The sequence below is a fragment of the Nitrosomonas ureae genome (genome assembly GCF_001455205.1).
Taxonomy (GTDB): Bacteria; Pseudomonadota; Gammaproteobacteria; order Burkholderiales; family Nitrosomonadaceae; genus Nitrosomonas; species Nitrosomonas ureae.
The window spans coordinates 670,902-686,001 of sequence record NZ_CP013341.1; the positions used below are offsets into that span (position 1 = coordinate 670,902).

General features: G+C 41.3%; 16 protein-coding genes. All 16 read right to left on the bottom strand.

From position 1 onward, the window contains the following. Nucleotides 1-740: 740 nt before the first annotated feature. A complete protein-coding gene (locus ATY38_RS03240; RefSeq protein ID WP_062558032.1) occupies nucleotides 741-1,412 on the bottom strand; it encodes a Bax inhibitor-1/YccA family protein in 672 nt (223 codons plus the stop codon). A gap of 118 nt (nucleotides 1,413-1,530) precedes the next feature. Further along, the gene (locus tag ATY38_RS03245) at nucleotides 1,531-2,016 is read right to left on the bottom strand and encodes a hypothetical protein (protein WP_235590379.1); all 486 of its coding nucleotides are present in this window, start codon (nucleotides 2,014-2,016) and stop codon (nucleotides 1,531-1,533) included. After that, on the bottom strand, nucleotides 1,995-3,041 hold the full coding sequence (gene ruvB, locus ATY38_RS03250; RefSeq protein WP_062558033.1) for a Holliday junction branch migration DNA helicase RuvB: 1,047 nt from the start codon (nucleotides 3,039-3,041) through the stop codon (nucleotides 1,995-1,997). The genes ATY38_RS03245 and ruvB overlap by 22 nt, the downstream gene beginning before the upstream one ends. A gap of 22 nt (nucleotides 3,042-3,063) precedes the next feature. Next, complete coding sequence (gene ruvA / locus ATY38_RS03255) at nucleotides 3,064-3,645, bottom strand: Holliday junction branch migration protein RuvA (protein ID WP_062558034.1); 582 nt, start codon at nucleotides 3,643-3,645, stop codon at nucleotides 3,064-3,066. Continuing rightward, nucleotides 3,642-4,160 carry a crossover junction endodeoxyribonuclease RuvC gene (gene ruvC / locus ATY38_RS03260; protein WP_062558035.1) on the bottom strand — a complete coding sequence of 173 codons (519 nt, stop codon included), beginning with the start codon at nucleotides 4,158-4,160 and terminating at the stop codon, nucleotides 3,642-3,644. The genes ruvA and ruvC overlap by 4 nt, the downstream gene beginning before the upstream one ends. A gap of 27 nt (nucleotides 4,161-4,187) precedes the next feature. Next, complete coding sequence (locus ATY38_RS03265) at nucleotides 4,188-4,913, bottom strand: YebC/PmpR family DNA-binding transcriptional regulator (RefSeq protein ID WP_062558036.1); 726 nt, start codon at nucleotides 4,911-4,913, stop codon at nucleotides 4,188-4,190. Between the two features lie 139 nt (nucleotides 4,914-5,052). Continuing rightward, entirely contained in the window at nucleotides 5,053-6,909 is a 1,857-nt protein-coding gene (gene glmS / locus ATY38_RS03270; protein ID WP_062558037.1) for a glutamine--fructose-6-phosphate transaminase (isomerizing), read from the bottom strand. 62 nt (nucleotides 6,910-6,971) lie between these two features. After that, nucleotides 6,972-8,345 carry a bifunctional UDP-N-acetylglucosamine diphosphorylase/glucosamine-1-phosphate N-acetyltransferase GlmU gene (gene glmU / locus ATY38_RS03275; protein ID WP_074701580.1) on the bottom strand — a complete coding sequence of 458 codons (1,374 nt, stop codon included), beginning with the start codon at nucleotides 8,343-8,345 and terminating at the stop codon, nucleotides 6,972-6,974. Between the two features lie 258 nt (nucleotides 8,346-8,603). After that, the gene (locus tag ATY38_RS03280) at nucleotides 8,604-9,026 is read right to left on the bottom strand and encodes a F0F1 ATP synthase subunit epsilon (protein WP_062558038.1); all 423 of its coding nucleotides are present in this window, start codon (nucleotides 9,024-9,026) and stop codon (nucleotides 8,604-8,606) included. Nucleotides 9,027-9,043: 17 nt separating this feature from the next. Further along, nucleotides 9,044-10,423, bottom strand: coding sequence for a F0F1 ATP synthase subunit beta (gene atpD / locus ATY38_RS03285; RefSeq protein ID WP_062558039.1), 1,380 nt, complete (start codon nucleotides 10,421-10,423; stop codon nucleotides 9,044-9,046). Nucleotides 10,424-10,451: 28 nt separating this feature from the next. Next, nucleotides 10,452-11,336, bottom strand: coding sequence for a F0F1 ATP synthase subunit gamma (gene atpG, locus ATY38_RS03290; RefSeq protein WP_062558040.1), 885 nt, complete (start codon nucleotides 11,334-11,336; stop codon nucleotides 10,452-10,454). Nucleotides 11,337-11,340: 4 nt separating this feature from the next. Next, nucleotides 11,341-12,882, bottom strand: coding sequence for a F0F1 ATP synthase subunit alpha (gene atpA, locus ATY38_RS03295; RefSeq protein ID WP_062558041.1), 1,542 nt, complete (start codon nucleotides 12,880-12,882; stop codon nucleotides 11,341-11,343). Between the two features lie 12 nt (nucleotides 12,883-12,894). Continuing rightward, entirely contained in the window at nucleotides 12,895-13,431 is a 537-nt protein-coding gene (locus ATY38_RS03300) for a F0F1 ATP synthase subunit delta (protein ID WP_062558042.1), read from the bottom strand. Further along, complete coding sequence (locus tag ATY38_RS03305) at nucleotides 13,431-13,904, bottom strand: F0F1 ATP synthase subunit B (protein WP_062558043.1); 474 nt, start codon at nucleotides 13,902-13,904, stop codon at nucleotides 13,431-13,433. Before ATY38_RS03305 ends, ATY38_RS03300 begins: the two co-directional genes overlap by 1 nt. A gap of 40 nt (nucleotides 13,905-13,944) precedes the next feature. Then, the gene (atpE, locus tag ATY38_RS03310; protein WP_013646518.1) at nucleotides 13,945-14,217 is read right to left on the bottom strand and encodes a F0F1 ATP synthase subunit C; all 273 of its coding nucleotides are present in this window, start codon (nucleotides 14,215-14,217) and stop codon (nucleotides 13,945-13,947) included. A 50-nt stretch (nucleotides 14,218-14,267) separates the two neighbouring features. Beyond that, a complete protein-coding gene (atpB, locus tag ATY38_RS03315) occupies nucleotides 14,268-15,077 on the bottom strand; it encodes a F0F1 ATP synthase subunit A (protein WP_062558044.1) in 810 nt (269 codons plus the stop codon). Between the last annotated feature and the right edge of the window lie 23 nt (nucleotides 15,078-15,100).

Consider the following 15,100-nt stretch of genomic DNA (forward strand, 5'->3'; position numbering starts at 1 on the left):
ATAGCCATACGCATTATTGAGAAAGAATCACTGGTAAACTCGTTCGCATGCATTGACCAGGTGTATAGAACGAAAGTTTTATATGTATCGACCCCAACGAATGACTTGGTGATTGGATGATAATTGATTGCTCACTCTCAGCCCTCTTACTTTCAAAAATAATTAAGATTAGCGGGAACCGATTACCAGAACCAGACAGTAAAGGAATAAGCAATAGACACTTTGAGATTACAGATAAAGATGAGGCAAAACTTTACCTCAAATGTTACCCAATAACCCACGGATAATGGAATCAAGCTACGTCAGCAAAGGTTTATCCAGATCATTAGATTAATAGAAGCGCACCCCATGTTTTACATTTTCGATCAATAACATTGGAGCATCCGTGTTTTTTTATTTTTTAGGGCATCACATTAATTACAAAATAAATTATTGACAATCTGCCTCGAATACTCATGCGTATTTCATCAAGCAATCAAACCAATTTAACCAGCAACAGGATAAATAGTACTATCACAACAATTGGAATAACGAAGCTCATCCAATCGGAAGATGTACCTTTTGGACTATTCTTCATCATATGTCGAGTTGCCGGAAACAAAATAACAATAAACATGACTAATGCCAAAGCAGAAATAATTTGCATCCAATCCATGATTCATCCTTCTCTTTTAAATTCCTTTGTTCAAAACAAAACCCCGGCTAAACCGGGGTTTTGAAGGCTTTCTAAGATTTGGAAATTAATCGTCATTACCCATAATACCCAGTATTTGCAGCAGACTAATGAAGATATTAAAAATTGTCATATATAAACCAATAGTGGCCAGCACGTAGTTGGTCTCGCCTCCATGAATGATGCGGCTCGTGTCATACAAAATAAAACCGCTCATGATCATGATGACAACAGCTGATATCACCAATGACATAGCCGGTATTTGCAGAAAAATATTAGCCAAGGCTGCTAGTAACACTAACAAAAAACCCACCATCAGAAATCCACCGAGAAAGCTGAAATCCTTCCGTGTAGTCAATACATACGCCGACAGTCCCATGAATATGGCTCCTGTTCCAGCAAGCGACAATGTAATAATATTTCCACCATTAGGAAGAGACGCATACATGGTTAATATCGGACCCAATCCAAATCCTAACAAACCAGTAATCAGAAACACAATTCCGATCCCAGCTGGTGAGTTTGCAAAGCGAGGTAATACAAACATTGCAATCACCATCCCGCCAATAACTGATATTAAATAAGTCATTGGTGGCATATTCATCAACATTGATATGGCAGCAGTAAATCCACTGAACAATAATGTTAAGGACAAAAGCATATATGTATTACGCAATACTTTATTTGTTGCTATCGCAGAAGTTGATCTTTGCGAAACGGTTGATAAATTTTGATTCATTATTAAATAGCCTCCACTGTAAAATTTATAACAAACGATTCTAACGATCGGTAAGACTACTATATAAATAACATAGTTCAAAACACAATATCATGAATTATGCCGTTTTTTTTGAATCCTACTCGTTTAAAACTTTCGCCAAAGTAAAATTATACACAAGAAAAAAACCTCCCCACTCTATTAATGTAATATTTAAACTAATTGGCCCCGCGTCAAAATTAGCAATTCCTGAATAATTAATGCGCTTGTCTCCAACCAACGAAAATGCACTAACAGTACGAGAAAAATTAAGCGCCTCAATGGATTGAAACCGACCGAAACTACGATACACATCCATCAGTTTATCAAGTTGCTCATCGTTTATAGCTTGCTTCGCTTCTGGAGCCAAATGATGCAGAAATACTTGCTTTTCCCAACTCGAAATTTCGGTTAATATTTGAGCGATGGCAGGCTCAGCGCTTTTACTATAATAATCCTTTTCGCGATTGGTATAAAAATACAGCATAGCAACGAGTGTCAGTAATACGGCTACAATAAATCGCAATGTTTGAATTTTCATGTGTTGATAAGCAATAAAATTAATTATAAATTTCTTTCTTCCCAAAGTTCACCGCTTAATCCGCTACTTAGCTGCGCAATACCAAAGTGCTGATAAGCCGCTGTCGTTGCCATACGTCCCCTTGCTGTACGCTTCAGAAATCCTTGCTGAATTAAGTAAGGCTCTAACACATCTTCAATCGTGTCGCGCTCTTCACTAATCGCGGCAGCGAGATTATCAACCCCGACTGGACCACCACCAAACTTTTCTAATACTGCTAATAACAGTTTCCGGTCCATGACATCCAATCCGATCGCATCGACATCCAACATGCTCAAAGCGGCATCTGCCACAAGACGAGTAATATGCCCATCCGCCTTCACCTGAGCATAATCGCGTACGCGGCGGAGTAACCGATTAACAATTCGGGGCGTGCCACGCGAACGGCGAGCAATCTCCAATGCGCCATCAGATGAAATCTCTACTTTCAATAACCTGGCAGAACGAGTAACTATTTTGCCAAGCTCTTCCGATGTATAAAATTCTAAGCGTGACACAATACCGAAACGATCACGCAATGGATTTGTAAGCATGCCAGCGCGCGTTGTTGCACCTACCAATGTAAATGAAGGCAAATCGAGCTTCACAGATCGAGCTGCCGGCCCCTCTCCTATCATAATATCCAATTGATAGTCTTCCAGAGCTGGATAAAGAATTTCTTCTACTATGGGTGAAAGGCGATGAATTTCATCGATAAACAAAACATCATTAGGTTCCAGATTAGTCAATAGAGCTGCCAAATCACCTGGACGCTCCAGTACTGGGCCAGAAGTTTGTCGCAAATTAACGCCCATTTCTCTGGCAATAATATGCGCAAGTGTCGTCTTACCTAATCCGGGCGGCCCGAATAATAAAACATGATCGAGTGCCTCGCGTCGATTCCTTGCGGCTTCAATGAATATCTGCAGTTGTCCACGAATTTTTTCCTGACCGACATACTCATCAAGTTGTTTAGGACGTAATGCTCGTTCCAATATTTCTTCTTGTGACGACGAGGAAATAGCAGTTACAAGTCGATCGGTTTCAATCATTTATTACCCTTGTGATTATTCACTATCTTTCTTTAGATAATAATTGCAACGCTTGCCGTATACCATCGGACACCATCGCATTCGAAGAAATTTGCTTAATAGCCCAACTGGCTTCACGGTCGCTATATCCCAATGATAATAAGGCATTAAGTATGTCACTCTCACTAGTTGACGATAGAGCCCGATCGGAATTGAGCAACGCCAAGTCCAATTTATCCCGCAACTCTAGTAATAAACGCTCCGCTGTCTTTTTTCCAATACCAGGCACTTTGACTAATTGTGCACTATCTTGAGTACTCACTGCATGATGCAAATCAGCTACGCTTAAACCGGATAAGAGTGCTAATGCTGTTCTTGCACCTATACCGGATATTTTTATTAACTGCCGAAATGTCTGGCGTTCCGGTTCTGTCGCAAAGCCAAAGAGTAAGTGCATATCTTCACGTATTACAAGATGGGTATACAAAGTAATTTCGCCCCCAATTGCGGGGAGATCATAAAAAGTACTCATCGGCACATCAATTTCGTAACCAACTCCCTGCACTTCCAGCAACACCTGGGGGGGGTGTTTTTCCAACAATTTTCCAGTTAGCCGCCCAATCAAACTAACCGCCCGCGCTTCATTCGGTAACCAATTGTCGCAATTTTTCCCAAACCAAGCCCGCCATTTGCATGACAGATCGCACAAGCCAAAGCATCAGCTGCATCTGCACCTGGGCTTCCGCTCAGCTTAAGCAATCGCACCACCATTTCTTGTACTTGATCTTTCTTTGCATGACCGTTTCCAACAACTGCTTGCTTAATTTGCAAAGCAGTATATTCAGCCACCATCAGATTATTCATTACTGCTGCACAAATTGCCGCGCCACGCGCCTGGCCCAACAATAATGTTGATTTAGGATTGATATTGACAAAAACCTGCTCTATGGAAACATGTTGTGGACGATATCGAGCAATAATTTCAGATAAATTGTCTAAAATCAACTTAAGACGAAATGGTAACTCACCTTCTGAGGTTTTAACACTGCCACTGCTAACGTAAGTTAGACTGCTTCCATTCTTGTCTATCACGCCAAAACCAGTAACACATAATCCAGGATCTATGCCAAGAATGCGGATTTTTGCACCTCAGGACAGCTTAACTTATTACTCTTCAAGTACGACCGTAGTATATACATTTTGCACATCGTCCAAATTTTCCAGGGCATCTAATAATTTTTGCATTTTTATCGCATCATCACCCGAGAGTACTGTTTCATTTGCTGGTTTCATAGTCACCTCGGCTAATTCTGCTTTAAAACCCGCTTTCTCCAAAGCATCTTTTATATTTATGAAGTCATAAGGCTCAGTAACTACTTCGATACTACCGTCCTCGTTACTAATCACGTCTTCAGCTCCACTCTCCAATGCTGCTTCGATGATCTCATCCTCGTTTGTTCCTGGTGCAAAAATTAACTGACCGCAGTGTTTGAATAGAAAACCAACAGAACCATCCGTTCCTAGGTTTCCACCATATTTGGTAAATGCATGGCGCACATCTGCCACGGTTCGAACACGATTATCCGTCATGCAATCCACCATCACTGCAGCCCCTGCTATTCCATATCCTTCATAACGAATTTCTTCATAATCGACGCCATCTAGCGCACCGCAACCCCGTTTAATCGCACGCTCAATGTTATCTTTTGGCATATTCTGACCGTATGCTTTATCCATCGCCAAACGCAAGCGGGGATTACTGTCTGGATCCCCGCCGCCCATCCGGGCAGCCACTGTAATCTCCTTAATAAGCCGGGTAAATATTTTGCCTCGCTTGGCATCCTGCGCTGCTTTCTTATGCTTAATATTCGCCCACTTGCTATGGCCAGCCATTTATAACACCCTTAACTAAAGTAAGTTGATATTACCATCCTCTATTCTACGGATATAGTACCTAACTACGTTGCAATAAAGATAAGAACAAGTTAATTCTTAGCCACATAATTCCACTTTCTATTTATCCCAGCCAATACTATTCAACCGTCACAGCTTTTGCAAGATTCCTCGGCTTGTCAACATCAGTACCCTTTACTAAGGCCACATGATAAGCCAGTAACTGTAATGGTATGGTATGTAAGATAGGACTCAGTATACCTGCATGCTCAGATAGACGAATTACATGTAGATTCTTGCTTTGCATTATTTGAGAATCTGCATCTGCAAATACATAGAGTTCACCACCCCGTGCGTGCACTTCTTGCAAATTTGATTTAAGTTTACCTATCAATTGATCATTAGGTGCAATTGCTACAACAGGCATTTCATTATCAACCAAAGCCAGCGGCCCATGCTTCAACTCTCCTGCTGCATAAGCCTCGGCGTGGATGTATGAAATTTCTTTAAGCTTAAGCGCTCCTTCCATCGCGATAGGATAATGGACTCCACGTCCAAGAAATAATGCGTGACGCTTCTGTGCAAAACTTTTTGCCCAAATTTTCACTTGTGACTCGATTTGCAATGTATGTTGCAGAGCCACTGGCAAATGTCGAAGCGCCATAATCATTTGCCGCTCATCTTTAGTCGATAATTTATGACGCATTTTTGCCAGCACCATTGCCAGTAACAATAATGTAGCCAATTGTGTTGTAAATGCTTTCGTTGAAGCCACTCCAATCTCTGGACCTGCATGTGTGAGAAAGCACAGGTCAGCTTGCCGTATCAAAGCACTCTCCGGCACATTACAAATAGCAAGACTATATTGATGACCTAGCTTTTTAGCATAACTTATCGCCGCCAGAGTATCTGCAGTTTCACCGGATTGAGAAATACCTACCACCAAGGTAGCCTGATCTGCCAGGGGGTTACGGTAACGATATTCGCTGGCAATTTCAACATTGCAAGGAATTCCAGCTACACTTTCCAGCCAGTGCCTTGCCACTAAGCCTGCATGATAACTTGTTCCGCAAGCCAGGATCAGAACATTGCTAGTTCTGGAAAATACTTCTTCAGCCTTATTACCAAACAAATTTGGTGAAATTGATTTTGCATTTAAAATCATCTCCAGAGTATTAGCTACAGCACTGGGTTGCTCGAAAATTTCTTTTTGCATGAAATGTGCATAGGGCCCTAACTCAATTGCCTCGCTTGATAAATTACTTTCGTGAACAGAACGTTTCACTTCTTTCACTGAGTTCGTATTTAAACAATTGACAATACGATATCTGTCGCAGGTAAGTTCGGCCACATCGCCTTCTTCCAAATAAATCATATTCCTAGTCGCTTTTAGCAAGGCAGATGCATCAGAAGCCGCATAATTACCACTTTCACCTAAACCCAATAATAACGGTGCTCCGTTACGCGCCACAACAATTCTTTCTGGTCGTGCTTCTTCCATAACCGCTATCGCATAAGCACCTTGTAGTTCAGCAATTGAGGCGCAAACTGCTACTATCAAATCACCGGTATACTTTAGGTTAAAAGAAATTAAATGCGCAATTACTTCAGAGTCAGTATCAGAAATAAATTCAAACCCTTCTGCTTGCAAGCGTTTGCGCATTATTTCATGGTTCTCAATTATTCCATTGTGCGTAATAGCTATTCGAGCAGGAGATTCTGCTGTTCCGGAAAAATGAGGATGCGCATTACGCTCAGAAGGAACCCCATGCGTCGCCCAACGAGTATGTGCAATACCGGCAAGACCTTGTATATTCTTTTCATGCACAAGCTTTTTTAACTCGGCTACTCGGCCCGTAGTGCGCAATCTTTGCAGACCATTACAAGTCACCACGAGACCAGCGGAATCATAACCTCGGTATTCTAAATGTAATAATCCATCCAACAACACCGGAACGATGTTATTATTTGCTACTGCACCTACTATTCCACACATATCACATTTTCCTGCTACTCACGCTGACAAAAAATACTATTTAGATAATAGAAAATACCATTCTATTTTTTGATTTTTGGAGGACGCTTCCATCCACTAATACTGATCTGCCTTGATCTGGATAAAGTCAGCTGATTCTCGGGTGTTTCTTTTGTAATCGTTGATCCAGCACCAATTGTTGAACCTCTTGATATCTTAACCGGTGCAACAAGTTGAGTATCCGATCCAATAAATACATCATCCTCAACAATGGTAGTGTGTTTGTTAGCACCATCGTAATTACAAGTAATAGTTCCAGCACCGATATTGACATTTTTACCTAAGCAAGAATCGCCAATATAGCTTAAATGGTTTGCTTTGCTCTCCACGCCAATCTGGCTATTCTTAACTTCGACAAAATTACCGATCTGTACTTTACTGGCAAGCCTAGTGCCAGGTCGGATGCGAGCATAAGGGCCTATCTTGCAATTTTCACTAATTTCTGCACCCTCTATCATGCTGTACGGATGAATAATACTCCCCGCCGCTACTGTTACATTCCTGAGTATGCAATGGGCGCCTACCCGCACAAAATTACCTAGCTTTACAGTTCCTTCAAAAATACAATTAATATCGATCTCAACATCGGATCCACAGATAAGTTCACCTCGTATATCAATTCGCGCAGGATCAATTAAGCTAACTCCTGCATTCAATAACTCATTGGCACAATGCCTTTGAAATAATCTTTCAAGTTCTGCCAATTGGTATTTGTTATTAACACCCATTACTTCCCAAAAATTCTTAACCTGCACGGATGCAATATGCACACCATCTTTAACAGCCATCGCAATAATATCTGTTAAATAATATTCACGTTGGGTATTATTATTTTTTATCTTAGGTAACCATTTGTGTAAATATACATTAGGTATAAGCATAATACCCGTGTTAATTTCATGTATACTTTCCTGTTCAGTGCTGGCATCTTTTTGCTCCACAATTGCAGTAATCGCCTTGGTATTTATATCACGTACAATCCTCCCATAGCCAAAAGGATTTTCTACGACTGTGGATAACGTAGCACAGCTTTTCTCTTCTACCGCGATTAATAATTGGCGCAATTCTTGGACACTCACTAATGGAACATCCCCATAAAGTATGAGTGTCAAACCATCATCATTAAGTTGAGACAATGCTTGCATTAACGCATGCCCGGTCCCCAATTGTTGCTCTTGTATTATCCACGTTAAATCATCTCCAATGACTGATTTTTTTATTTTTTCTCCATCATGACCAATAACTACACAAATTTTATTAGGCGATAGCTTTCGGGCCGTATTGATAACATGCGTAAGCAGGGACTGTCCTGCCAAAGTATGCAATACTTTTGGAAGAGAAGAATGCATGCGCTTTCCAGCACCTGCGGCGAGAATTACCACATTAAGCTTCAACACAATTCATGAACGATTTTAAAATAAATACTGGAACCTAATTGAATAAAGTAGCCTTTGTAAATTAGCTGATCGCTCATTTTAAATATTTATCATTTTAATTTAGAAAGAAGACACAAAAAAGGCGACCTTTGTCGCCTTTTTTGTGTTTTCTTTCTTTTAGTGAATATATTATAAGCAAAAGGGGTAACAATTACATTCGTCGATTCACTTTTATTCAGTCACTTTTCAACAAAAACTGAAAATCAATCTACATTTCAACTAGTGCCCACGTTTTCTTAGTTTATCTATTGCAGCAAGCTGAGCCATTGCTTCTATCAATTCAGCCTGCGCTTTAACATAATCTAATTCTGACTCCTTATTTTTCATAGCTTCTTCAGCAGCCCGCTTTACTTCAAGTGCTTTGGCTTCATCAAGATCGTGGCTTCGCACAGCGGTGTCAGCCAATATAGTAACAATATCCGGTTGAACCTCCAGCATGCCTCCAGATACGTATATTAGCTCTTCTTCCTTTAATTGAGCTTTTATACGCACCATCCCAGATTTTATTTTTGTTAGCATCGGTGTATGCCGTGGATAAATTCCCACCTCCCCCATCTGAGCCGGCGCAACCATGAACTCTACAGGTCCAGAATAAATTGACTCTTCAGCACTAACTATATCAAGATGAAAAATGGTACCCATCACTATTTTCTCTGAAATTATTGAAGCGTTTTGGCTTTCTCGATTGCCTCTTCGATACCACCAACCATATAAAAGGCTTGCTCAGGCAAATCGTCGTATTCACCTCCAACAATCCCTTTAAAACCTTTAATAGTATCTTTTAAGGACACATATTTTCCTGGTGAACCGGTAAACACTTCTGCAACATTGAATGGCTGAGATAAAAATCGCTGAATTTTACGAGCTCGACTTACAGCCAATTTATCTTCAGGAGACAGCTCATCCATGCCTAAAATAGCAATAATATCCCTCAATTCTTTATAGCGTTGCAAGGTCTGCTGTACCGCGCGCGCAGTGTTATAATGCTCTTCCCCTACAACTTGCGGGTCAAGTTGACGTGAGGTTGAATCAAGTGGATCCACAGCTGGATAAATACCTAAGGAAGCAATATCACGCGACAACACTACAGTAGCATCCAGATGACCAAAAGTGGTTGCAGGCGAAGGATCGGTTAAATCGTCAGCGGGAACATACACAGCCTGAATTGAAGTAATTGATCCAGTTTTAGTTGATGTAATACGCTCTTGCAATCGCCCCATTTCTTCTGCGAGTGTTGGCTGGTATCCAACCGCTGATGGCATACGTCCAAGCAAAGCAGATACTTCTGTTCCAGCCAAGGTATAGCGATATATATTATCTACAAAAAACAGCACATCACGACCTTCATCACGGAATGATTCCGCCATCGTCAAGCCAGTTAATGCAACACGCAAGCGATTTCCAGGCGGCTCGTTCATTTGCCCGTACACAAGCGCCACCTTATCGAGCACCTTAGATTCCTTCATCTCATGATAAAAATCATTTCCCTCACGCGTACGCTCTCCCACACCTGCGAATACCGAATATCCGCTGTGTTCAATCGCGATGTTACGAATCAATTCCATCATATTGACAGTTTTTCCAACACCCGCACCGCCGAATAACCCGACCTTACCTCCTTTAGCAAAGGGACATATTAAATCTATAACTTTGATACCGGTTTCCAGCAATTCTGTCGATGCCGAAAGTTCATCGAAAGCAGGAGCCTCACGATGTATCGACATATGTTGTTCAGCGCCAATATCCCCCATCTCATCGATGGGGCGACCCAAAACATCCATAATGCGGCCTAGGGTTTTGGTTCCAACGGGTACATTAATTTGCTTTCCACTGTTTTGAACTATCATTCCACGACGCAAACCATCTGAAGAGCCAAGAGCAATCGTGCGAACCACACCATCTCCTAACTGCTGTTGTACTTCGAGAGTAAGCTCGGAATCTTCCATTATTAGTGCATCATAAACTTTTGGAAGAGATTCGCGTGGAAACTCAACATCAATCACTGCACCAATACACTGAACAATTTTTCCTTGATTCATCGTTGTTCCCTAAACTAATACAAAATTTTTAAACAGCTGCAGCGCCTCCGACAATCTCAGACAATTCTTTCGTAATTGCTGCTTGCCTTGATTTATTATAAATCAGTGTCAATTCATCAATAACATTGCCAGCATTGTCAGAAGCAGCTTTCATCGCCACCATTCTTGCTGATTGCTCTGACGCCATATTCTCAGCAACAGCCTGATATATCAATGCCTCCACATATCGAACCATAATATCATCGATGACCGACTTCGCTTCTGGCTCATAGATATAATCCCATGATACTTTCTGCTTTTCATCACTCCCAGTTTCGCTCTTTATAAGCTCATCAGTTAAAGGCAGTAGTTGTTCCATAACTGGTTGTTGCTTCATGGTATTGATAAAACGATTATAAAAAATATATACCCGATCAAACTTATCATATGTATAACCGTCTAATACCACTTTAACTGCGCCAATAAGTCTCACGATATCTGGTGTATCACCAAGTCCCACAACTTGAGAGGTGATATTCGCACCAATCCGACTCATAAATCCTAACCCTTTGTTACCAATACAGCAAACCTCAATCTCCTCTCCCTCATTACTCCATAGTCTCATTTGGCTCAGAGTCTTGCGCAACACGTTGGTGTTCAATCCGCCACATAACCCTTTGTCTGAGGTTACTACAATAATGCCAATCCTTTTAACGGTATCCCGTTCAATCAAGAATGGATGTCTATACTCTGTATTTGCTCGACTCATATGTGCAGCTACATTTCGTATTTTTTCTCCATAAGGGCGTGCCTTCTTCATACGATCCTGAGCCTTACGCATTTTTGATGCCGCAACCATCTCCATGGCACGCGTTATTTTTTGCGTATTTTTTACACTCTTTATCTTATTGCGTATTTCTCTGCTGCCAGCCATTTGATTAGTATGTTCCGCTTTGCTTAAATTCTAGGATTGCTGCCGTCAACTCCTTTTCAGTTTCAGCATCAAGCTCTTTATTTTTCTCGACATTATCAAGAATATTTCCATGCTGGCCACGAATGTAACTTTTCAACGCTGACTCGAATGCCAAAGCGCGAGCAACTTCAACATCATCGAAATAACCATTATTAATGGCAAATAAAGTAAGCGCCATTTCTGAAACGCTAAGGGTTGCATATTGAGGTTGCTTCATAAGCTCAGTTGCCATTTTTCCACGCTCCAACTGCTTCCGTGTTGCCTCATCCAAATCAGATGCAAATTGAGCAAAAGCTGCTAATTCGCGATATTGTGCTAAAGCCAAACGTATGCCACCACCAAGCTTCTTTATCACTTTAGTTTGTGCTGCACCACCTACACGTGAGACAGAAACACCTGCATTAATTGCCGGACGTATACCCGCATTAAACAAATCTGTCTCAAGGAAAATTTGCCCATCTGTGATAGAAATTACATTAGTTGGCACAAAGGCGGTTACGTCACCCGCTTGCGTTTCAATGATCGGTAATGCCGTTAAAGAACCTGTTTTTCCTTTTACTGCGCCATTTGTTGCTTTTTCAACATAAGCCACACTCACTCTCGCCGCTCTTTCTAACAAACGTGAATGAAGATAAAAAACATCGCCCGGATATGCCTCACGTCCCGGAGGCCGTCTTAAAAGTAGAGAAATCTGCCTATATGCCCACGCTTGCTTAGTTAAGTCATCATAAACAATTAAAGCATCCTGACCTTTGTCTCGGAAATACTCACCCATAGTACAACCTGAATAAGGTGCAATAAATTGCATTGCTGCTGATTCTGAGGCTGTTGCTGCCACCACAATGGTATATTCCATTGCCCCATGTTCTTCAAGTTTACGCACCACGTTTGCAATTGATGAAGCTTTTTGTCCAATCGCAACATAAATACAAAACATGTTTTGACCTTTTTGATTGAGGATCGCATCAATTGCAACAGCAGTCTTACCTGTTTGACGATCTCCAATGATCAATTCACGCTGTCCCCGACCAATCGGCACCATAGAATCCACAGACTTCAATCCAGTTTGCACCGGCTGATCAACAGATTGCCGCCAAATAACACCTGGCGCGATTTTCTCAATAGGTTCTGATCTGTCTGCGGTGATCGGCCCTTTTCCATCGATTGGTTGTCCTAACGCATTTACAACGCGCCCTAACAGACCCTCTCCTACCGGAACCTCAAGAATGCGTCCGGTACATTTAACTGTATCACCTTCACAAATATGCTCATAGGCACCCATAATAACTGCGCCCACCGAATCCCTTTCAAGATTTAATGCCAGACCAAAAGTATTGCCTGGAAATTCAAGCATCTCCCCTTGCATTACATCTGACAATCCATGTATACGCACAATACCGTCTGTTACAGAGACAATAGTTCCTTGCGTACGAATCTCTGCCGTATCCGCAAGTCCCTCAATCCTTTTTTTAATCAACTCACTGATTTCGGATGGATTTAACTGCATTTAATTTAACTCCTAGCTTTTAAGGGCAACAGCCATGGCTTCTAGTTTTCCGCGAACTGACGCATCCAAAGTTTCATCACCAATTTCCACTTTGACGCCACCTATCAATTCCGGATCAATACTTACTTGAGCTTCTATCTTACGATTAAATTTTCGCTCTAAATTATCAATTAATTTATCAATTTGATCGTTCTGCATTTTAAATGCACTGATAATCTTTGCCTCCAAAATACCTTCATGCTGTGCTTTCAGTTGCTCAAACAGTTGACTCACTTGCGATAACAGCAGTACGCGTTTATTTTCAACCATCAACATAATTAGATTCCGCGCCTCGGAGGGAAATTTTTTTCCACCAACATCCAGAATCAATTCACTTAACTGACTAATCGATATCCGCGGATTCCCAACAAGAAGCTTCATTTGACTATCTTCTGCTATAGAAGCAGCAAGCTGCAATATTTTTGACCATTGAGACAATTCCTTTTTTTCAACAGCAAACTTATATGCCGCCTCCGCGTACGGTCTTGCAACAGTAATTGCTTCAGCCATTATTTTAAATCTTCCCGTATTGCGACAAGCAGATCAGCATGCGCTTTAGCATCCACTTCGCGACGTAAAATTTTTGCCGCTCCCGCCACCGCCAATTCCGAAACTTGTTGCCTTAGCACTTCTTTTGCACTGAAAATTTCATGCTCGATATCTGCTTTAGCACCAGCCACTATTCGATCACCTTCTTCTTTTGCAGATTTTTTTGCTTCTTCAATAATTTCTGTGGCACGTTTCTCAGCTTGAATAATTATTTCTGAGGCACGCTGCTTCGCATCTTTCAAAACATCTGAAGAACGCTGACTTGCCAATTCTAATTCGTGACGTCCACGCTCACCAGCAGCCAAGCCGTCAGCAATTGTTTTTTGTCGATCTTCTATTGCGCGCAACAATGGCGGCCATACAAATTTAACAGTAAACCAAATGAAGACTGAAAAGGCTATCGCCTGAGAAATTAAAGTAAAGTTAATATTCATGACAAGCCTGTATTATCTGATCTAAACAGCAATGACATTATTACTGAATTACTGCCAGCAATGGATTACCAAATGCAAACAACATTGCCAGACCGACAGCAATAATAAATGACGCGTCTGTCAAACCTAACAAAAGAAATACTTTGCCCTGCAAAGTTGGAATCATTTCGGGTTGACGTGCCGCACCTTCAAGAAAGCGACTACACATAACCCCAACCCCTATACATGCACCAGCCGCACCAAGACCAATCATCAAACCGATGCCTATCCCGGTATATGCCTGAATCATTGCCAAATACTGCAAATTCTCCATTTTAATTCCCTTCTGTAAGATTAAAAATATGCAACACTAAAAACCTAGAACTAATGTGATTCATGCGCCATCGACAGATACACAACCGTCAACATCATGAAGATAAATGCTTGCAAAGTAACAATCAAGATATGGAATATTGCCCACCCCGCACCCAATACTGCACCAAAAATTGTACCCGATATGCCGGTTGCCGCCCACATGCCCAGCAATAGAAAAATAATTTCACCCGCATATATATTTCCGAAAAGCCGTAGAGAATGAGATAACGGTTTTGATACATATTCAATAAAATTGAATAATAAATTCAATGGCCATAATAATGGGTTTTTTCCAAATGGCGTGCAAAAAAGCTCATGCATCCAACCACCCAACCCCTTAACCTTTACATTAAAGAAAAGCATAAGCAACCAAATTGACAAAGCCAATGCAAAAGTTGTATTAACATCTGTTGTTGGCACTATCTTCCAATTATGCAAACCAAACGCATGTTCCATAATCCACGCCATAATATCGATGGGCAGAATATCCATGGCATTCATCATCAAAACCCACACAAAAATTGTTAATGCTGCGGGCGCGACAAATACATGCCGGTTGCCGTGAAATGTATTCTTGACTTCATTATCAATGAACTCAACAGCCAGCTCGACAAAAGCCTGAGTCTTGGACGGCACCCCAGAGGTTGCCTTACGCACCACCAGCCATATAAACCCCAAGCTTATAACACCCAGAATAATGGATGTTACCAAAGTATCAACATGGAGAACCCAGAATGATCCTTCCCGGATTTGTGTTGTAAAATAGGTGAGATGATGCTCAATATATGACGTGGGTGTAAGTTCTGTATCTAATGCCATGTGCTGCCTGCTTCACTTATGAA